This is a genomic window from Stenotrophomonas sp. SXG-1 (assembly GCF_014083965.1).
GTDB classification, from domain to species: domain Bacteria; phylum Pseudomonadota; class Gammaproteobacteria; order Xanthomonadales; family Xanthomonadaceae; genus Stenotrophomonas; species Stenotrophomonas geniculata.
Genome location: NZ_CP046588.1, coordinates 242,877 through 262,509, shown reverse-complemented (window position 1 = coordinate 262,509; position 19,633 = coordinate 242,877). Strand labels below are relative to the sequence as shown.

Sequence of the window (19,633 nt, the reverse complement as noted above, 5' to 3'; positions counted from 1 at the left end):
GGCGCTGCAGTGGAAAGACACGGTTTCCTGAGCCGGGCGGGCCGGCTGCCGATGGGCGGCAAGGGTCAGGGTGGCGTGATCACTGCAGGCGGGCGTCGGTGCGTTGGGAGGGGCGCAGTCTACGGGAAGCGGCCGCACGAAGGTAGCGCGACCGGCCGCGAAAGGCCGCGGGGCATGGCGCCGCTCTACAATCGGGGCATGGCTACTGATCGCCCGCAGTTCTTCGACCCCGCCACCGAACAAGGCGTGCTGCGCCTGTCGATCGCCGCTTCGCTGCTGCTGGCCGCGGCGGCGGTGGTGTTCGGCCTGCTGGCCAATTCGTCATTGATCATCTTCGACGGCATCTACGGCCTGATCGACGTGGTGATGACCTGGCTGTCGCTGCTGGTGGCACGGCTGATCGCGCTGTCCACCCAGACCGACGCGCTGCAATCGCGGCTCAACCAGCGCTTCACCATGGGCTTCTGGCACCTGGAGCCGATCGTGCTGGGGGTCAGCGGCACGCTGATGATCGGTGCGGCACTGTATGCCCTGGTCAATGCGGTGGATGCACTGATGTCCGGGGGCCGCCACATTGCGCTGGGCCCGGCCATCGCCTTTGCCGGGCTGTCGATCGTGGGCGAAGGCGCACTGGCGTGGTTCATCCTGCGCGCCAACCGCCGCATCGGCTCGGAGTTCATTGCGCTGGACGCGAAGAACTGGGTGATCGCAGCCAGCATGTCGGCCTGCTATCTGCTGGCCTTCCTCGGCGGTGTGCTGGTGCAGGGCACCTCGCTGGCCTGGGTCGGCCCATACATCGACCCCGCCATCCTCGCCTTCGTCTGCGTGCTGGTGATGATCGCCCCGCTCGGTACCGTGCGCCGCGCGCTGGCCGGCATCCTGCTGGTCACCCCGCCGGAGCTGCAGGCGCACGTGGATGCGGTGGCGCGCGACATCGTCGCCAAGCACGGCTTCGTCGAGCACCGCAGCTATGTGGCGCAGGTGGGGCGTGGCGAGCAGATCGAGCTGTTCTTCGTGGTGCGCGAGGACGACCCGCCGCGGCCGCTGGTGGAATGGGACCAGCTGCGTGATGAGATCGGCGATGCGCTGGGCGAGGCTTCGCCGGACCGCTGGCTGACCATCATGTTCACCACCGATCGCGAATGGACGATCTAGGCCCACAGGACGATCAATCAAGTTTTTCGTACGCATTGCAACCCAACGTACGCGAAAACCGGGCAAAGTAGGCTCCAACGCAACACCCACCCACTGACCAGGAGCATCCCGATGTCCATCGAAAAGGTTCTGTACACCGCCCAGGCCACCTCCACCGGCGGCCGTGAAGGCCGTTCCGTCTCTTCCGACAACGTGCTGGACATCCAGCTGTCGACCCCGCGCGAGCTGGGCGGCGCGGGTGGCCCGGGTACCAACCCGGAGCAGCTGTTCGCGGCCGGTTACTCCGCCTGCTTCCTGGGCGCACTGAAGTTCGTGGCCGGCCAAGCCAAGGTCGCGCTGCCGGCCGACACCACCGTGACCGGCAAGGTCGGCATCGGCCAGATCCCGACCGGCTTCGGCATCGAGGCCGAGCTGACCATCAACGTGCCGGGCGTGCCGCGCGAGCAGGTGGAAGAGCTGGTGCAGAAGGCGCACATCGTGTGCCCGTACTCGAATGCCACCCGCGGCAACATCGACGTGACGCTGGTCGTCGCCTGATGCGGTGCTGCCGGCCAGCGGCCGGCAGCACCAACGTGAAAGGCAAAAAAATGGGCGGATGCCGGTCGAAACCGGGCATCCGCCCATCCCACCTCGGGTGGGCCCCGGCGCGCAGCCGGGGACGCATTCGCTACGGCGCGCATCCATCCTTCTGGAGGAGAGCCCCCTTGTTGTTCAAGGGGGTGCGCCAACGGCGCGGGGATAAGGTGGAATGCGCGGACCAGCGACCGGTTACCGGTCGCTGGTGATGAGCTGCACGACGCTGGAGAAATCCAGCTTGCCGCGGCCGGCCTGGTGGTTCATCGAGTACAGGTTGCGGGCCACTTCGCCCAGCGGGATCGAGGCGCCGACACTCATCGCCGCTTCCACCGCCAGGCCCATGTCCTTCAGCATCAGGTCGCTGCCGAAGCCGCCGCTGTAACCGCGCGAGGCCGGCGCATTCTCCAGCACGCCCGGCCACGGGTTGCACACTTCGGTGGCCCAGCTGCGGCCGGTGCTGACTGCCATCATCTGCGACAGCACCTTCGGGTCCAGCCCGTGCGCCACGCCCAGGGCGATGGCTTCACCGGTCACCGCCATGATCACGCCCAGCGCCATGTTGTTGCACAGCTTGGCCACCTGGCCGGCACCGCTGGCGCCCACGTGGAAGATGTTCTTGCCCATCGCCTGCAGCACCGGACGGGCGCGTTCCAGCGCGTCCTCTTCGCCACCGACGATGAAGGTCAGGGTGCCGGCCTGGGCACCGGCGGTACCGCCGGACACCGGTGCGTCGAGCATCTGCAGGCCACGCGCGGCGGCGGCTTCAGAGACCTTGCGGGCGCTGGCCGGTGCGATCGTGCTGCAGTCGATGACCAGTGCACCGGCCGGGATCGTGGCGAGAATGCCGTCGTCGCCAAGGTACACGCCTTCCACGTGGCGGCTGGCCGGCAGCATCGAGATCACCACCTCAGCATCGGCCAGGGTGTCGCGCGCCGATGCCGCCGCGCTGGCGCCGGCATCGACGGCGGCCTGCACCGCGGCCGGGACCAGATCGAACACGCGCACGGTGTGGCCGTTCTTGACCAGATTGGCGGCCATCGGGCCACCCATGTTGCCCAACCCGATGAATGCAATGCGGCTCATGCAAGGCTCCTTTCAACAAGGGGAGTGCCCAGGTCGACCAGCGGATGCGCGGCATCGGCCCAGGGGGAAGCGAAGAAGGTGTCGGCCCACGCGCCGCTGGCCTCGGCCAGCGTGGCCGGGTTCCATTGCGGGTTGCGGTCCTTGTCGATCAGCAGCGCGCGGATGCCTTCGGCGAAATCGCCGTGGGCGGCGCAGTGCAGCGCGGTGATGTACTCCAGACGATAGACACTGGCCAGATCCTGGCCAGCGCTGCGGCGCTGCAGTTCAAAGGCCAGCCGCGCCGAACCCGGCGCACCAGCAGCGAGGGTCTTCTGTGCCGCCTGCAGCCACGCATCGTCGGTCTGCAGCATGCTGATGCGGTTGATGATCGCGGGCAGGTCATCGCCCTCGCACAGCACATCGACCTGCGCAGCATGGGCCAGCAGCGGGCCGGTGGCGGCGTCACTGGCGTGCGACTGCAGCAGATGGGTCAGGCGTTCGTGATTGTGTGCGGCATCGCCCGACCAGGCCACCTGCAGCAGCGCATCGAACACCGCGCTGCGGCGTTCTTCGGCAACGTGCACGTCAGCCAGGCCGGCGTAGATGGCATCGCCCGGGTTCAGCAGCGCGCCGGTCAGGGCCAGGAACAGGCCGCCCTTGCCCGGCACGCGCGGCAGCAGCCAGCTGCCGCCCACATCTGGGAACAGGCCGACGGTGATTTCCGGGAAGGCCAGCTTGGAGCGCTCGCTGACCACGCGGTGGCTGGCGCCGGACATCAGGCCGATGCCGCCGCCCATCACGATGCCGTGGCCCCAGCACAGGATCGGCTTGGCGTAGGTATGGATGAGGTAATCAACGCGGTATTCGACGTCGAAGAACTCAGCGGCGTAGTCATTTTCGCGGATGTCGCCGTGGCCGGCGTTGCGGAAGGCGACCATGGCCTTGTACAGGCTGTGCAGGTCGCCGCCGGCGCAGAACGCCTTCTCACCGGCACCCTGCAGCACCACCATGGCGATGCCATCGTCATCGGCCCAGGCATTCAGCTGCTTCAGCAACAGGTGCGCCATCGGCAGCGAGAAACCATTGAGCGTGCGCGGCGCGTTGAGCGTGGCGATGCCGATGCGGGTGCCGTTGCCGGCCACGCGCTCTTCGAACAGCACCGGTGCGTCGTCGGCAGCGGTGTCGGTGCTCATGCGTTCTTCCACTGCGCGGTGCGCTTTTCCAGGAAGGCAGTCACGCCCTCGACCTGGTCGGCGGTGTCGAACAGGTCGACGAAGGCTTCGCGCTCGGCCACCAGCGCCGAGGCGTGGGTGCCGGTGCGGGTGGACTGCACCAGGGTCTTGCAGGCGGCGATGCTGGTTGGGCTCTGCTTGCCGGCCTTCTTCGCCCATTCCAGCGCCAGTGCCTTGGCTTCGCCCTTGCCAACCTTTTCTTCGGCAAGGCCGATGCGCAGTGCGGTCTCGGCAGTGATGCGCTCACCCAGCAGGATCATGCGCTTGGCCCAGCCCTCGCCCACCAGGCGCGGCAGGTTCTGGGTGCCGCCGGCGCACGGCAGCAGGCCGACGGTGGCCTCCGGCAGCGCGACCTGGGCATGGTCTTCGATGATGCGCAGGTCGCAGGCCAGCGCACATTCCAGGCCACCGCCCATGGCGTAGCCGTTGATCGCGGCGATCGACACGCCACGGAACCCGGACAGCGCTTCGAAGGCTTCGCCGAAGCGGCGCGCGGCCTCGCGTGCGGCGGCCTTGTCGCCTGAAGCGAACTGGTTGAGGTCGGCACCGGCGGAGAAGAACTTCTCGCCGTCACCGGTGATCACCAGTGCGTAGATGTCGCGGTCTGCGTTGAGCGCGCCCACCAGGTCGCGCAGCGCGGACAGGCTGTGCACGGTCCAGGTGTGCGCCGGCGGGTTGTTCAGGGTGACCACGGCGGTGTGGCCGTCGGCCTCGACCTTCAGGCCCACGTGCTCCTGGGTACGCCAATCCTTCATCGCAGTTCCTCTTCGGTGTTGAGCAGGTGACGGGCAACGATCACCCGCATGATCTCGTTGGTGCCTTCCAGGATCTGGTGCACGCGGCAGTCACGCAGCAGGCGCTCGATCGGGTATTCGCGGATGTAGCCGTAGCCACCGTGGATCTGCAGGGCTTCATTGCAGACGTTGAAACCCGCATCGGTGGCAAAACGCTTGGCCATCGCGCACCAGACATTGGCATCGCTGGCACCGGCATCGAGCTTGCGCGCGGCGGTGTGCACCATCTGCCGCGCGGCCACCAGCTGCGTGACCATGTCGGCCAGCTTGAACTGCAGTGCCTGGAACTCGGCCAGCGCCTTGCCGAACTGGCGGCGCTCGCCCATGTAGCGGCGCGCGGCATCCAATGCGCCCTGCGCAGCACCCAGCGAGCAGGCGGCGATGTTGATGCGGCCACCATCCAGCCCCTTCATCGCCAGCTTGAAGCCACCGCCTTCCTCTCCCAGAAGATGGCTGACCGGCACGCGGACGTTTTCGAAGGTGATGCCACGGGTGGGCTGGCTGTTCCAGCCCATCTTCTCTTCCTTGCGGCCGAAGCTGATGCCCGGCAGGTCCGACGGCACGGCAATGGCGCTGACGCCACCTGCACCGGCACCGCCGGTACGCGCCATCACCACCAGCAGTTCGGTGGCACCGGCGCCGGAGATGAAGGCCTTGGCGCCGTTCAGCACGTAGAAGTCGCCATCGCGCACGGCGGTGGTCTTCAGCGAGGCCGCATCGGAACCGGCGCCCGGCTCGGTCAGGCAGTACGAGGCCAGCTTGTTGCCTGAAGACAGGTCGGTGCCCCACGCATCGCGGAGTGCCGGCTGGCCCCACGTGGACACCATCCACGAGGCCATGTTGTGGATGCTGATGTAGGCCGCGGTCGACGGATCGACGTTGGCGAGCTCCTCGATGACGACGGCGGCGTCCAGTCGGCTCAGGCCGCTGCCGCCCACTTCCGGGTCCATGTACAGACCGCAGAAGCCCAGTTCACCGGCCTTGGCGATCGCCTCGCGCGGAAAGATGCCCTCCGCATCCCATCGCGCGGCGTGTGGCGCCAGTTCGGCCTGTGCGAAGTCGCGCGCAGCCTCGCGGTACGCCTGCTGCGCTTCTTCCAGTTCCGTCGTCATCGAGTGGCTCATGGCTGCTCCTGCCGTTACTTCAGGCTGATCGTGGTGTTGACGCCGTGGCTCAGCGTCTCGTCATCGAACCAGCGCGCGGTGACCGTCTTGGTCTGGGTGTAGAACAGCACCACCTGCTTGCCGTACGGGCCCAGGTCGCCCAGCTTGGACGCGCGCGAACCGGTGAACGAGAACAACGGCACCGGCACCGGGATCGGCACGTTGATGCCGACCTGGCCGACGTCGATGTCTTCCTGGAACTTGCGCGCGGCGGCGCCGGACTGGGTGAACAGTGCAGTGCCGTTGCCGTTGGGGTTGCTGTTGACCATCGCGATGGCGTCTTCCAGCGTTTCCGCTTCGAGGATGACCAGCACCGGCCCGAAGATTTCTTCCTGGTAGATGCGCATGTCGGGGGTGACACCGGCAAAGATGGTCGGGCCGACGAAGTTGCCCTTCTCGAAGCCATCGACCTGCGGCTTGCGGCCATCGAGCACCAGCTTGGCGCCCTGCTCCACGCCCGAGGCGATCAGGCCTTCCACGCGCTCGCGGGCGCTGCAGGAAATGACCGGGCCGACATCGGTGCCGGCCACGGTGCCGCCGCTGACCTTCAGGGTCTTGGCCTTGGTCACCAGATCCTGCACCCAGTTGCGTGCTTCACCGACCAGCACCAGGGTGGAGGCGGCCATGCAGCGCTGGCCAGCGGCGCCGAAGGCAGCACCGACCATCGCATTGAGGGTCTGTTCCTTGTTGGCGTCCGGCAGCACCACAGCGTGGTTCTTGGCGCCCATCATGCACTGCACGCGCTTGCCGGCCAGCGAGGCGCGGTTGTAGACGTGGGTGCCGACGCGGGTGGAACCCACGAACGAAACCGCCTTGATGTCCGGGTGGTCGCAGATCGCGTTGACCACTTCCTCGCCACCGTGGACGACGTTCAGCACGCCCTTCGGAATGCCGGCTTCCAGCGCCAGTTCGACCAGGCGCATGGTGACCATCGGGTCCTGCTCGGACGGCTTGAGAATGAAGGTGTTGCCGGTGGCGATGGCCATCGGGAACATCCACAGCGGGATCATCGCCGGGAAGTTGAACGGGGTGATGCCGGCGCACACGCCCAGCGGCTGCATGATCGTGTAGGTATCCACGCCATTGGCCACGTTGTTGGCCAGCTCGCCCAGCTGCAGGTTGCCGATGGCGGCGGCGTGCTCGACCACTTCCAGGCCGCGGAACACATCGCCTTCGGCGTCCGGCAGGGTCTTGCCCTGTTCGGCGGTGAGGATGTGGGCCAGCTCGCTCATGTGCTCGCGGATCAGCTGCTGGTACTTCAGGAAGATGCGTGCACGGGTGCCGATCGGGGTCTTGCGCCAGGTCTTGAAGGCTTCCTTGGCGGCGGCGACGGCGGCGTCCACTTCGCCGGTGGTGGCGAACGGCACCTTGGCCAGCACGTCCTGGGTGGCCGGATTGATCACGTCCTGCCAGTGAGAGGTGGCCGATTCGATGAACTGGCCATCGATCAGCATGCGGATACGGGGCGCTGCAACAGTCATGACGACAATCCCACGGGCTCGAAAGATGCTTGGCATTATTCACAGCACCCACCTCGATTTCCGGGCTGAATCCGCTTAATCTGGCCAACACGCCAGACGATTCATGTTAATTCTGTGAATTATTCAGCCACCCAGCGACAACTTGGCCTGCGCCTGCTGCGGCTGCGCGAGCAGCGTGGTTACAGCCAGGCCGACCTGGCACGTGCGCTGGGGCTGTCGGCCAGCTACCTGAACCAGATCGAGCGTAACAAGCGCCCGTTGACGCCGGCGGTGCAGAAGAAGCTGGGTGAGGTGTTGGGCGACGTTTCCTCGCTGTTCGACGAAGATGAGCCCGCCGCACTGCAGGAGGCACTGGGCGAGACCCTGCGCGACCTGGGCCTGGCGGAGGTGAGCGCGACCGAGCTGCGCGCCTTGGCCGGCAACCTGCCGCAGGTCAGCCGCGCCCTGCTGGACCTGCATCGGCGCCACCTGGCGCTGCGCGAACATGCCGCCGCCCTGGAATTCCAGCTGGGCGAGCCGGGTGCCGGCAGCACCCTGCCCGCCGGTGACCAGGTGCGCGAGTTCTTCAACCGCATGCACAACCACATCCCCGAGCTGGACGAACTGGCCGAGCGCCTGTTCGCCGAGTGGGGGCTGTCGCCCGGGCATGTGGCACCACGCCTGCGCCAGCTGCTGGCCGACCGCCATGGCGTGCTGGTGGAAGTGGCGGCGCTGCAGGCCGGGCGCGAGAAGCGCCAGTTCGATGCCGGTGCACGGCGGCTGTGGCTGCCCGATTACCTGGAACCGGGCCAGCAGGCATTCCAGATGGCCGCCGAACTGGCCCTGCACGGCTACCTGCCGCAGATCGATGCGGTGGTGGCGCGTGCCGGCTTCACCGATGAGGCACGCATCGCGCAGGCGCGCATCGGCCTGTCGAACTATTTCGCCGGCGCGCTGGTCATGCCGTACATGCGCTTCCTGCGTGCGGCCGAGGCCAGCAGCTACGACATCGAACTGCTGGCGCATCAGTTCGGCGTCGGCTTCGAGGCGGTGTGCCATCGGCTGAGCACACTGGCACGGCGCAGTGCGCCGGGGCTGCCGTTCTTCTTCATCCGCGTGGACCGTGCGGGCAATGTGTCCAAGCGCCATTCGGCCACCGATTTCCATTTCTCGCAGGTGGGTGGGTCGTGCCCGCTGTGGATCGTCTACGAGGCGTTCAACCAGCCCGGGCGCATCCTTACGCAGACGGCGCGCATGCCCGATGGGCGCCGCCATTTCTGGCTGGCACGGCAGGTCAGCAGCGGGCCGGTGGGGCATGGCCAGCCGCGCAAGACCTTCGCGGTGGCGCTGGGCTGCGACCTGCAGCATGCCGAGCGGCTGGTGTATTCGCTGGGGCTGGATGTGCAGAGCCCGGGCAATTCGGTGTCGATTGGCCCGGGCTGCCGGGTGTGCCCGCGCGAGGACTGCATGCAGCGCGCGTTCGCGCAATTGCCGGGGCGGTAGGGTTGGTTCGGCAGGGCTGCGCCCTGCACCTGCCGAAGCCGAAGCAACAGCAACAGCAAAAGCTGGCATTCCGTGGGATGGCGGGGCGGTGTCGGATTGCGGGGACGCCGTGAACCCGTCCTGGGGGCTTGGCCGCGGCATCCATGCCGCGGACACCCCGCAATCCGACACCACCCCGCCTTCGACAGTTTCCTTCCATCTGTCGGAACGACGTATTGCTCTGGTAGGTGTCGACCTTGGTCGACACGGTGGATCCACGCCATGCGTGGATGTTCTTCGATGAACGTTCGAAATATTCGATTTCGATGGGGTTCCATCCACGCAAGGCGTGGATCTACTACCGGGTCAGTAGATCGGCGTCACCTTCATCTGCGGCAACGGGCGCGGTGCGCCGTCGGTGAGGTCGGGACCGAGGTCCTCCCAGCTGCGACCCTGTTCGACCATCAACCCCCACAGCTGCTGCGAGGCCAGCCGCTTGTCTTCCGAACCCAGCTTGTATGACGGTGGCGTCGGCTGGCCAGTGGCAACCATCGCGTACGCCGCGCGGTAGGCCAGCACCTGCTGCGCCGGGTCATCGGTGCGCGCCACTTCCAGCGTGTAGCGCTGGTAGGCCGAGGCCAGATTGCGCCAGCGGATCCAGTAGTGGTTCTCGAACGAGAATGAGCAGAAGCGCGCGCCCGCCAGGCTGCCCTTGTCGGCGATGCGGGTCAGCACCTCCTGCGGCATGTCCAGGTTCATGCCGCCTTCGTCGCCCTGCAGGCTGACGTGCACGATGCGGTCGCGGTAACCCGGCGCGCGCGCCTGCAGCAGATCGCGCCAGTTCTGCATGGTCGCCACCACCGCGAACAGGAAACGCCCCAGTTCCGCAGCCGCCAACGGCGTGGCGATCGACTGATAGGTGCGCTGCCAGCCATGACGGTTTTCGGTGGGCAGGAACACCGCGTGTTCCAGCGACTGGCGGCCGCTGCTGCCGTGGCCCACCTCTTCAGCGTGCTGCGGGTAGACCAGGTTGATGGCGAAGGTCGGCCAGCGCGGCAAGGCGGCATCGAACAGATGGATCGGGAAGTTGCTGCTGATGCCGCCATCGGAGAACCAGCAGATGCGGAAGGCGGTGATCACCGGGCCACAGGTCTGCCCGGCACTGGTCAGCCCTTCCATGCTGTCGGCCACGTTGTGCTCCTGGTCGGCGGCAGGCGCGGTGGGTTCGCAGCGACGCTCGCGCCGCGAGGGCTCATGCAGCGGCACCGCGCTGATCAGCAACGGGAAGCTCAGGCTCATGCGCGTGGCCACCAGCACCGGCAGCTTCGGGCCCTGCGGCAGGTGGTAGTACCGTCGCCCCTCCACCTCCAACGGCGGGCCAGCTTGATCCACCAGCCACTGCACCACGCTGGCCGGGAACAGCTGCTCGAACTCCTCGCGCAGGAACCAGAACTGCGCGCCACCCAGCGGCAGCGTACGCGGCTCGTTGTGCGACACACAGGTGGTGATCATCTGCAGGCTGATCGCATGCGGGCTGTCCGGCTCGCCGGCATAGCGCGGCGCATCGTGCAGGTCGGCGAAGGTAAGCGGTGCATCCAGCGGCTTGCCGGACAACTGCTGCAGGCACTCGTGCAGCCACTCGGTCAACGCCGGCTTGCGTGCATCACGGCCGAGGCCGCTGCACAGGCCCAGCAGATTGCGCCGCGCCACCCGCGCCACCCGCAGCGCGGCACCGGCCACGCCGGCACCGTAAGCGCACAGCAGCGACGGCAGCAGCGTGGCGGCCACGCCGCTCCAGCCACCACCCCACCAGCCCAGGCCGAGCAGCAGCGCCAGCGACACCAGCACTTCCAGCGGCGCGATCTCGAACACGGCAACGGCCAGGCACAGCAGCTTGTGCGGCAGGCGGGCATTGCCGGTCAGCACCACCAGCAGCCGATAGGCCGCACGCGCGCCCCGTGCCGGCTGGAACAGGCTGTAGATGAAGCCGCGCCGCGACAGCTGCGCCGACACCGCCGACAACCCGCCATAGCCGGCATCGCCAGGCAGGTGCTCGCCCGCCTGCTGGCGGCGATCACCGCAGGCTGCCGCGGCCGCCACCGCCGCAGCGATGGCGCCGGCCGAGGTGCCGCCGATGCTCTTGAAGCGATACTCGCGCGCCAGCGCCAGTACCGCATTGGGGTACACGATGCCGCTGGTGATGCCGCCTTTCATGACCAGATCGCAGTACTTCGCCGCCACGAGCCACCTCCCGTCTGTCGATGCACAGTATGGCAAGAGGGGCTCTCACAGCCTGAGAAACGAGCCACAGCCCTGCGCTTTGATTGGCCCTTGACCATTGGCCTCGACGCGTCCACCGTGGGCACGCCGAAGGTATCCCCGCCGTGGCATTGATGGCGGCCGGGATTTAAACGGGAATCCGGTGAAGGCGCCTCGCGCGCCCATTCCGGAGCTGCCCCGCAGCGGTGAATGGAAACGAATCCTGCCAACAGCACTGGGCTCGCGCCTGGGAAGCGGCAGGTAGTAGGTGGGCTGCGGCCCGTGTCCATCAGCCCGAATACCGGCCCCGGCCGGGGGACACGACCGTCCCCTGATTCGACCTGGAATCTCCGCGGGGAGGTTGCCGGGGCCGTCGTTGTCCTGCGCGTGCAGGCGATGCGGCCGCGCGCGTCCTTTTCACGGTATCCGGCCAGACCTGTTCACCCACGCGCTGATGCATGGGCCACCGCCGTTGCCGGCGGTCCATGCGGTACCTGACGATGACCGAGCTCCAACGTCCCACCCTGACCCTGCCCGCCGACGGCAAGCGCCTGCTGCTGCATTCATGCTGCGCGCCCTGCTCCGGCGAAGTGATGGAGGCGATCACCGCCTCCGGGATCGACTACGCGATCTTCTTCTACAACCCCAACATCCACCCGGTGAGGGAATACGAGCTGCGCAAGCAGGAGAACATCCGCTTCGCCGAGCAGCACGACATCCCGTTCATCGACTGCGACTACGACACCGACAACTGGTTCAGCCGTGCGCGCGGCATGGAGAACGAGCCCGAACGCGGCATCCGCTGCACGATGTGCTTCGACATGCGTTTCGAGCGCACTGCGCTGTACGCGCACGAACACGGCTATGACACCATCAGTTCTTCGCTGGGCATCTCGCGCTGGAAGAACATGGCGCAGATCAACGACTGCGGCATCCGCGCCGCGTCGCGCTACGAGGGCCTGCAGTACTGGGACTACAACTGGCGCAAGGGCGGCGGTGCCAGCCGCATGATCGAGATCAGCAAGCGCGAGCAGTTCTACCAGCAGGAGTACTGCGGCTGCGTGTACTCGCTGCGCGATGCCAACCGCCATCGCCGCGAGAATGGCCGTGAGCGGATCAAGATCGGCCTGCTGTACTACGGGCAGGACGCTGGGACGCCGCAGGGCGATTGACCTGTGCCGCCGGGGCGGCCACGCTGGTCGCCCCTTCACGTTGTAGTGGACCTGCCATGACTGCCCTGCCCGCCGATGTCGCCCTGCTGGTGATCGACCTGCAGCCAGACTTCATGCCCGGCGGTACGCTGGCCTGCGACCAGGGCGATGCGCTGGTGGTACCGATTGCCGGTCTGCTGGCGCAGCGCCGCTACCGCACCGTGGTGGCGACACAGGACTGGCACCCGGTCGACCATGCCTCGTTCGCCAGCCAGCACCCCGGCCAACGCCCCTTCGAGACCATCCTGCTGCACGCGCAGCCGCAGACCCTGTGGCCGGACCACTGCGTGCAGGGCAGCGCCGGTGCCGCCCTGCACCCGGGCGTGGACTGGACCGTGGCCGACCTGATCCTGCGCAAGGGCACGCGCCAACAGGTGGATTCGTACAGCGCCTTCCGCGAGAACCATGGCCCCGATGGCGAGCGCCCAGCTACCGGCCTGGCCGGCTGGCTGCACGAGCGCCGCATCCGCGAAGTGCACGTGTGCGGCCTGGCCCGCGATTACTGCGTGCTGTGGAGCGCGCAGGACGCAGTGAAGTCCGGCTTCCGGGTGAAGTTCCTGTGGGAGCTGACCCGGCCGGTGACCGAAGCCAATGACGCGATGGTGCGCGAGGCGCTGGGCAAGGCGGGAATCGCGATCGCCTGACGGGCGACCGCCGGGCATGGCCCGGCGCTACCGCGCACGTCGCTTATGCCGCTTGCGCGCTCCTGCCCACGACAACACAATCGATTCATCCAGCCCCCCAACTACGCCCCCCTACAGATCGCGGGACGGCCGAACCGGGGGCTTTTCACTGGATGAAATCAGGATTCGGTAGTGCCGGGCCATGCCCGGCGGACGCGGGATGGGCGATTACCGGAACACCACCGTTCGGTGCCCGTTGAGCAGGATGCGGTGCTCCACATGGCGGCGCACCGCGCGCGCCAGCACCAGCGATTCGGTATCGCTGCCCAGCCGCACCAGTTCGCGCGGTGCCATCGCGTGGTCCACGCGGGCCACGTCCTGTTCGATGATCGGGCCTTCGTCCAGATCCTCGGTGACGTAGTGCGCGGTGGCACCGATGATCTTGACCCCGCGCGCGTGCGCCTGGTGATACGGCTGCGCGCCCTTGAAGCTGGGCAGGAAGCTGTGGTGGATGTTGATCGCACGGCCGGCCAGTGCGCGGCACAGCGTGGGTGACAGGATCTGCATGTAGCGCGCCAATACCACCAGATCGATGCGCTCGCGCTCGACCAGGTCGATGATCTGCTGCTCCTGCACCGCACGCGTATCGGCGGTCACCGGCAGATGGTGGAACGGCACCTGGTAGGACGCGGCCAATGGCGCGAAATCGGCGTGGTTGGACGCCACTGCCGCGATGTCGACTTTCAGCTGGCCGCTGTGGGCACGGAACAGCAGATCGTTGAGGCAGTGCCCCTGCTTGCTGACCAGCACCAGCAGGCGCGCGCGGCGTCGGCCATCATGCAGCTGCCAGTCCATGCCGAAGCCTTCGGCAAGCGTGGCCATGGCGGCGTACACGGTCTCCAGCGGCAGGCTGGCATCGCGGTCGAAATGCACGCGCAGGAAGAAGCGGCCGCTCTCCTCGTCGCCGAACTGCTGGGCGTCGAGGATGTTGCAGCCGTGGTCGAACAGCAGGCCGGACACGCGGTAGACGATACCGGTACGGTCGGGGCAGGACAGGGTAAGGATGGAATCGGGGCGCATCGCCACAGTGTAGGGCAGCGCCCTGCCCAGCGGCCGGATGATCACGGATGCAACCGACCTGCTTGGTTCAGTCCCAAGCGATACTTGGAACTCCCCGTGGCAAGCTGGTCGGTCATGAACCTGTTGCAACTGATCCGCAGCTTCACCCGCACCGCAGAGACCGGCAGCATTGCCGCCGCGGCCCGCATCCTTGGCATCAGCGCCACCGCAGTCGGCCAGAACATCAACCGGCTGGAGGCGCATCTGGGGGTACGGTTGCTGAACCGAAGTACGCGCCAGCTGGCCCTCAGCGAGGCCGGCGCGCTGTACCTGGCGCAGGTGCGCCACATCGAAGCCGACCTGGCGCGCGCGCAGGCGATGGTCACTGCCGGTGACATCGAGCCGGCCGGGCCGCTGCGCATCGCCAGCAGCAGCGCCTTCGGTCGCCATGTGCTTGCCCCCTTGCTGCCTTCACTGCAGCAGCGTTACCCACAACTGCAGCTGGAGCTGCGCCTGACCGACCGCGCCGTGCAGCATGGCCCGGAAGCGGTGGATGCCAGCATCCGCATCGGTGCGCAGCTGGAAGATGGCGTGGTCGCACGGCAGCTGGCACGCGTGCCCTTCGTGTTCTGTGCCTCGCCGGCCTATCTGAAAGCGCACGGCACCCCGCAGCAGCCCTCCGAGCTGAGCGGTCATCGCGGGCTGCTGCACCGCTTCCCCACCGATGGCCGGCCGCTGCGCTGGGGCCTGCTGAAGGATGGCCAGCGCGTGGACGCCGCACTGCCGCCGAGCATGGTCTGCGATGACATCGATGCACTGGCAACGCTTGCCGCGACCGGTGCCGGCATCACCCGGCTGGCCGCATTCGTGGCCGAGCCCTACCTGCGCGATGGCCGCCTGCAGGCGGTGTTCGGCGCCGACACGGCGTGGCGCCCGGAGCCGATGAAGGTCTATTTCTGCGTCAGCGACCGCCGCGACTTCACCGCCAAGATCCGCGCGCTGTTCGAGCACCTGCAGGCCGGCATGGCGCCGGCCTGGCGGGTGTGAGCCTCAGCGCGCCTTGAACACGCCGCGCGCGTCGCGCGGCTCGCAGCGCAGGTACTGCGGCGCCGGTTCCACGCTGTCGCGCAGCGCGGCGGCGGCATGCCACGGCCAGCGCGGGTCGTAGAGGATGCCGCGCGCCAGGGCCACGGCATCGGCGTGGCGATGGCGCAGGATCGATTCGGCCTGCTCGGGCTCGGTGATCATGCCCACAGCGATGACCGGCATGCGCACCTTGGCCTTGATCGCCGCCGCGAACGGCACCTGGTAGCCCGGGCCGACGGTGATCTTCTGGCGCTCGTCCAGGCCGCCGCTGGAGACATGCAGGAAATTGCAGCCGCGCGCGTCCAGCACCTGGGCCAGTGCTTCGCTCTGCACCAGATCCCAACCACCGTCGACCCAGTCGCTGGCGGAAATGCGTACACCCACGGCGACCTTGTCGGACACTGCCGCACGCACCGCGTCGAACACTTCCACCAGCAGGCGCAGGCGGTTCGGCAGCGAGCCACCATAGCCATCGGTGCGGCGGTTGCTCAGCGGCGACAGGAACTGGTGCAGCAGATAGCCGTGCGCGGCATGCAGCTCGATCAGCTCGAAGCCCAGGCGCTCGGCGCGCACCGCACTGGCGGCGAAGGCGGCGATGACCTCGGCGATGCCGGCCTCGTCCAGTTCCTGCGGTGCCGGATCGCCGGCATGGAACGGCAGCGGCGACGGCGCCACGGTGGACCAGCCACGCGCATCATCGGCTGGCAACTGGCCGCCGCCGTCCCACGGGCGCTTCACCGAGGCCTTGCGGCCGGCGTGGCCGAGCTGGATGCCCAGTGGCATCGGCGACCAGCGGCGGACGCTGGCCAGCACCTGTGCCAACGCGGCTTCGGTACCGTCGTCCCACAGGCCCAGATCGGCCCAGCTGATGCGGCCGCGCGGCTCGACCGCGGTGGCTTCCAGGATCAGCAGGCCAGCGCCCGACTGCGCCAGGTTGCCCAGGTGCATGGCGTGCCAGTCGCTGGCGCGACCGTCTTCGGCGGAGTACTGGCACATCGGCGCGATGACGATGCGGTTGGACAGGGTCAGGGGGCCGAATGAAATCGGCGAGAACAGCTGGCTCAAGACGGTGATGAACGACGTAGGGGGTGCGTATTGCACCGCTGCGCGGCTCGCGGATCAACCATCTGGATGGATCGCTGTTTCGCGGGGACGCATGATGGGTAGCGCCGGGCCATGCCCGGCGAACGTGCGGCGCGGCACCCCGTTTCCGCCGGGCATGGCCCGGCGCTACCCGGTAACGAGCCCTGCAAGCGCCTCAGCGCAGTCCCGCTCGTCCTTGAACTGCAGCAGGTCGTCGGCACGGGTGCGGCCGCGGTTCAGCGCCGCCACCGGCAGCCCTGCCCTGGCCGCCGCCTGCACGAAGCGGAAACCGGAATAGACCATCAGCGAAGAACCCACCACCAGCACGGCGTCTGCCCGCTGCAGGTGCTCATGCACCGCTGCCACGCGTTCACGGGGCACGTTTTCGCCGAAGAACACCACGTCCGGCTTCAGCAGGCCGCCGCAGGACGGGCAATCGGGCACCACGAAGCTGGAGAAATCGGTCTCCAGATCGGCATCGCCATCCGGGGCGATACCGGCCTCCAGCGCGTCCCAGCCCGGATTGGCGTCCAGCAGGCGCTGCTGGAAGTCCTCGCGGCCGCTGCGGCGTTCGCAGCCCATGCAGCGCACCCGATCCAGTCGGCCATGCAGGTCGATCACGTTGCGGCTGCCGGCCCGCTGGTGCAGGCCGTCCACGTTCTGGGTCAGCAGCACCTGCAGCTTGCCGCGGCTTTCCAGGGCAGCCAGGGCCTGGTGGGTGCCATTGGGCCGGGCCAGGCCGAAGCGCGGCCAGCCCAGCAGGCTGCGCGCCCAGTAGCGCTGGCGGGTGGCCGCCTCGCCCATGAAGGCCTGGTAGGTCACCGGCGGCGTGCGTTTCCACTGGCCGTCGGTATCGCGGTAATCGGGAATGCCCGAGGCGGTGCTGCAGCCAGCGCCGATCAGCACGAACAGGCGCTGGGCGCGGTCGATGAAGTCGGTCAGTGGCGGGGTCATGGCTGCCAGATGGGGGCGCGACGGCGCCCCCGCAAGCGCCGGTCCGTTGGCCGGGTCAGGCCGCCGGCAGCGGTGGCACCGCGATCGGGTGGCCTTCCTCGTCCAGCGCGATCATCACGAAGTGGCCGCGGGTACACAGCTTGCGCTCACCGCTATGCAGGTCTTCGGCGACCAGCTCCACCTCGACCTTCATCGAGCTGCGGCCGACTTCGACGATGCGGCCGATGGTCTCGACCATCTGGCCGATGCGGATCGGCAGCTTGAAGTCGACCTGGTCGCTGCGCGCGGTCACCACCGTGCGGCGCGAATAGCGGGCGGCGGCCAGGAAGGCCGCCTTGTCCATCCACGCCAGTGCCTGCCCACCGAACAGGGTGCCGAGGTGGTTGGTGTGGTTCGGGAAGACGATTTCGGCCATGCGCACTTCGGTGGGCGGCACGGTCTCGGGGATCGGGGTCATGGGGGTGCTTCGGTGTGTGGGGTCCGGTAATTTTATGCGACCGGCGTGACGGCCATCGGAACGCATGTGCAATGGCCACCTGGCAGCGGTGCCTGCGCAGGCCCCGCCCATGGCAGGCGCTACACTGCGCCACGCCCACCGCCAGGACCACCCATGCCCGCCACTTCCGACCTTCTGGCCTTTGCACTGGTCTCGCTGGCCATGGTGATCACGCCCGGGCCGAACATGATCTACGTCATCTCGCGCTCGATCTGCCAGGGGCCGATGGCGGGACTGATCTCGCTGGGCGGGGTGGCGCTGGGCTTCGTGTTCTACATGCTGTGCGCAGCGCTGGGCATCACCGCCCTGCTGATGACGGTACCGTTCGCCTACGACGCGCTGCGCATTGGCGGCGCGCTGTACCTGCTGTACCTGGCCTGGCAGGCGCTCAAGCCGGGTGGCCGTTCGCCGTTTGCAGTGCGCGACCTGCCGCAGGACAGCCCGCGCAAGTTGTTCACGATGGGCTTCCTGACCAATCTGCTGAACCCCAAAGTGGCGGTGATGTACCTGTCGCTGCTGCCGCAGTTCCTGCACCCGGACAGCGAAGGCAGCGTGCTGATGCAGTCGATCGTGCTGGGCTCCACCCAGATCCTGGTCAGTGTCAGCGTGAATGGCATGATCGCGCTGACCGCTGGCAGCATCGCCGGCTTCCTGGCCGCGCACCCCACCTGGCAGATGGTGCAGCGTTGGCTGATGGGCACGGTACTGGCCGGGCTGGCGGTGCGCATGGCGGTGGAAGGGCGGCGATAGCCGCTCTTTGTAGAGTCGGGCCATGCTCGACTGATCTTCGCGAACAGCAGTCGAGCATGGCTCGACTCTGCAAAAGCCAGGCGCGCAACAAAAAACCCCGGCGATCGCCGGGGTTTTTTGTTGCGACAGGCTTGACCGGTTCGATCAGAAGTTCATGTCGAAGGCCACTTCGCCCTGCACGCCGACCTGGTAAGCCGAGACGCGGCGTTCGAAGAAGTTGGTCAGTTCCTGCACGTCCTGCAGTTCCATGAACGGCAGCGGGTTGCGCACGTTGTACTTCTTTTCCATGCCCAGCTTGGCGAAATGCTGGTCGGCGCAGTGCTGCAGGTACTGGCGCATGTCGCGGGTGGAAATGCCGGCCACGCCGCCGGACAGCACGTCCTCGGCGAACTGCACTTCGCACTCGATCGCCTCGGCCAGCATGTCGTAGACCTGCTGCTTCATCTCTTCGTCGAACAGGTCCGGTTCTTCCTCACGCACCACACGCACCGACTCAAACGCGAACTCCATGTGCGCGCTCTCGTCGCGGAACACCCAGTTGGTGCCCGAGGCCAGGCCCGGCAGCAGGCCACGCGAACGGAAGTAGTACACGTAGGCGAAGGCAGCGAAGAAGAACAGGCCTTCGATGCAAGCGGCGAAGCAGATCTGGTTGAGCAGGAACTGGCGGCGCTGTTCGCGGGTCTCGATGCGGGTCAGGCTCTGGATCGAGTCGATCCACTTGAAGCAGAAGTCGGCCTTCTTCTTGATCGAGTCGATGTTCTCCACCGCCGAGAACGCCTTGGCGCGCTCTTCCGGATCCGGCAGGTAGTTGTCGAGCAGGGTCAGGTAGAACTGCACGTGAAGCGCTTCTTCATACAGCTGGCGCGACAGGTACATGCGCGCTTCCGGCGCATTGAGGTGCTGGTACAGGTTCAGCACCAGGTTGTTGGACACGATCGAGTCGCCGGTGGCGAAGAACGCGACCAGCCGGTGGATCAGGTGGCGCTCACCCGGCGACATCTTGCTATGCAGGTCGGTGATGTCGATCTGGAAGTTGATCTCTTCCACCGTCCAGGTGTTCTTGATCGCGTTCCTGTACATGTCATAGAACTGCGGGTAGCGCATCGGGCGCAGGGTCAGTTCAAAACCGGGATCGAGCAGCATCTGCTTGGGCTTGTCGGCCATGGGTGTTTCCTTGAATTCTCGGGT

At 67.3% G+C, this 19,633-nt stretch carries 18 protein-coding genes and 1 riboswitch; of the genes, 7 read left to right on the top strand and 11 right to left on the bottom strand.

From position 1 onward, the window contains the following. Positions 1–174: 174 nt before the first annotated feature. Positions 175–1,155 carry a cation diffusion facilitator family transporter gene (locus GOC52_RS01120; protein ID WP_019337793.1) on the top strand — a complete coding sequence of 327 codons (981 nt, stop codon included), beginning with the start codon at positions 175–177 and terminating at the stop codon, positions 1,153–1,155. Between the two features lie 111 nt (positions 1,156–1,266). Then, the gene (locus GOC52_RS01115) at positions 1,267–1,692 is read left to right on the top strand and encodes an organic hydroperoxide resistance protein (protein ID WP_005411948.1); all 426 of its coding nucleotides are present in this window, start codon (positions 1,267–1,269) and stop codon (positions 1,690–1,692) included. Between the two features lie 231 nt (positions 1,693–1,923). Here the strand turns inward: GOC52_RS01115 and mmsB are convergent, their stop codons facing one another. Genes mmsB through GOC52_RS01090 form a run of 5 tightly spaced genes read right to left on the bottom strand, consistent with a single transcriptional unit; the run spans position 1,924 to position 7,463 of the window. After that, entirely contained in the window at positions 1,924–2,814 is an 891-nt protein-coding gene (mmsB, locus tag GOC52_RS01110; RefSeq protein WP_053442376.1) for a 3-hydroxyisobutyrate dehydrogenase, read from the bottom strand. Further along, complete coding sequence (locus tag GOC52_RS01105; protein ID WP_191850460.1) at positions 2,811–3,986, bottom strand: enoyl-CoA hydratase/isomerase family protein; 1,176 nt, start codon at positions 3,984–3,986, stop codon at positions 2,811–2,813. The genes mmsB and GOC52_RS01105 overlap by 4 nt, the downstream gene beginning before the upstream one ends. Then, positions 3,983–4,780: an enoyl-CoA hydratase gene (locus GOC52_RS01100; protein ID WP_010487013.1), complete on the bottom strand. Its 798-nt coding sequence runs from the start codon at positions 4,778–4,780 to the stop codon at positions 3,983–3,985. The genes GOC52_RS01105 and GOC52_RS01100 overlap by 4 nt, the downstream gene beginning before the upstream one ends. Next, the gene (locus GOC52_RS01095) at positions 4,777–5,943 is read right to left on the bottom strand and encodes an acyl-CoA dehydrogenase family protein (protein WP_029380118.1); all 1,167 of its coding nucleotides are present in this window, start codon (positions 5,941–5,943) and stop codon (positions 4,777–4,779) included. The genes GOC52_RS01100 and GOC52_RS01095 overlap by 4 nt, the downstream gene beginning before the upstream one ends. 14 nt (positions 5,944–5,957) lie before the next feature. After that, positions 5,958–7,463 (bottom strand): CoA-acylating methylmalonate-semialdehyde dehydrogenase, encoded by a 1,506-nt coding sequence (locus GOC52_RS01090; protein ID WP_010487017.1) that lies wholly within the window; start codon positions 7,461–7,463, stop codon positions 5,958–5,960. A 114-nt stretch (positions 7,464–7,577) separates the two neighbouring features. On the opposite strand from GOC52_RS01090, the gene GOC52_RS01085 reads away from it, so the two are divergent. Further along, positions 7,578–8,945, top strand: coding sequence for a helix-turn-helix domain-containing protein (locus tag GOC52_RS01085; RefSeq protein ID WP_010487019.1), 1,368 nt, complete (start codon positions 7,578–7,580; stop codon positions 8,943–8,945). 345 nt (positions 8,946–9,290) lie between these two features. On the opposite strand, the gene GOC52_RS01080 is transcribed toward GOC52_RS01085, so the two are convergent. Further along, entirely contained in the window at positions 9,291–11,138 is a 1,848-nt protein-coding gene (locus tag GOC52_RS01080; RefSeq protein WP_053443779.1) for a patatin-like phospholipase family protein, read from the bottom strand. Between the two features lie 154 nt (positions 11,139–11,292). After that, positions 11,293–11,507, top strand: a riboswitch (cobalamin riboswitch). 161 nt (positions 11,508–11,668) lie between these two features. Between GOC52_RS01080 and GOC52_RS01075 the strand changes: the two genes are divergently transcribed. Then, positions 11,669–12,355, top strand: coding sequence for an epoxyqueuosine reductase QueH (locus tag GOC52_RS01075; protein WP_010487022.1), 687 nt, complete (start codon positions 11,669–11,671; stop codon positions 12,353–12,355). 56 nt (positions 12,356–12,411) lie between these two features. After that, positions 12,412–13,038 carry a bifunctional nicotinamidase/pyrazinamidase gene (gene pncA / locus GOC52_RS01070; protein WP_071306318.1) on the top strand — a complete coding sequence of 209 codons (627 nt, stop codon included), beginning with the start codon at positions 12,412–12,414 and terminating at the stop codon, positions 13,036–13,038. A 207-nt stretch (positions 13,039–13,245) separates the two neighbouring features. Here the strand turns inward: pncA and purU are convergent, their stop codons facing one another. Then, positions 13,246–14,097, bottom strand: coding sequence for a formyltetrahydrofolate deformylase (gene purU / locus GOC52_RS01065; protein WP_029550788.1), 852 nt, complete (start codon positions 14,095–14,097; stop codon positions 13,246–13,248). A 114-nt stretch (positions 14,098–14,211) separates the two neighbouring features. Between purU and GOC52_RS01060 the strand changes: the two genes are divergently transcribed. Continuing rightward, on the top strand, positions 14,212–15,123 hold the full coding sequence (locus GOC52_RS01060; protein WP_191850458.1) for a LysR family transcriptional regulator: 912 nt from the start codon (positions 14,212–14,214) through the stop codon (positions 15,121–15,123). A gap of 3 nt (positions 15,124–15,126) precedes the next feature. Here GOC52_RS01060 and GOC52_RS01055 read toward each other — a convergent pair whose 3' ends face one another. The 3 genes from GOC52_RS01055 to GOC52_RS01045 form a co-directional block, all read right to left on the bottom strand. Then, complete coding sequence (locus tag GOC52_RS01055; RefSeq protein ID WP_043400603.1) at positions 15,127–16,227, bottom strand: NADH:flavin oxidoreductase/NADH oxidase; 1,101 nt, start codon at positions 16,225–16,227, stop codon at positions 15,127–15,129. A gap of 165 nt (positions 16,228–16,392) precedes the next feature. Then, entirely contained in the window at positions 16,393–17,199 is an 807-nt protein-coding gene (locus tag GOC52_RS01050) for an NAD-dependent protein deacetylase (RefSeq protein WP_191850456.1), read from the bottom strand. 55 nt (positions 17,200–17,254) lie between these two features. After that, positions 17,255–17,656 carry an acyl-CoA thioesterase gene (locus GOC52_RS01045; RefSeq protein ID WP_004153688.1) on the bottom strand — a complete coding sequence of 134 codons (402 nt, stop codon included), beginning with the start codon at positions 17,654–17,656 and terminating at the stop codon, positions 17,255–17,257. A 153-nt stretch (positions 17,657–17,809) separates the two neighbouring features. Here GOC52_RS01045 and GOC52_RS01040 point away from each other — a divergent pair, with 153 nt between their 5' ends. Continuing rightward, positions 17,810–18,445: a LysE family translocator gene (locus GOC52_RS01040; RefSeq protein ID WP_043400609.1), complete on the top strand. Its 636-nt coding sequence runs from the start codon at positions 17,810–17,812 to the stop codon at positions 18,443–18,445. A 144-nt stretch (positions 18,446–18,589) separates the two neighbouring features. Here the strand turns inward: GOC52_RS01040 and GOC52_RS01035 are convergent, their stop codons facing one another. Further along, positions 18,590–19,609, bottom strand: coding sequence for a ribonucleotide-diphosphate reductase subunit beta (locus GOC52_RS01035; protein ID WP_005407669.1), 1,020 nt, complete (start codon positions 19,607–19,609; stop codon positions 18,590–18,592). Positions 19,610–19,633: the final 24 nt, after the last annotated feature.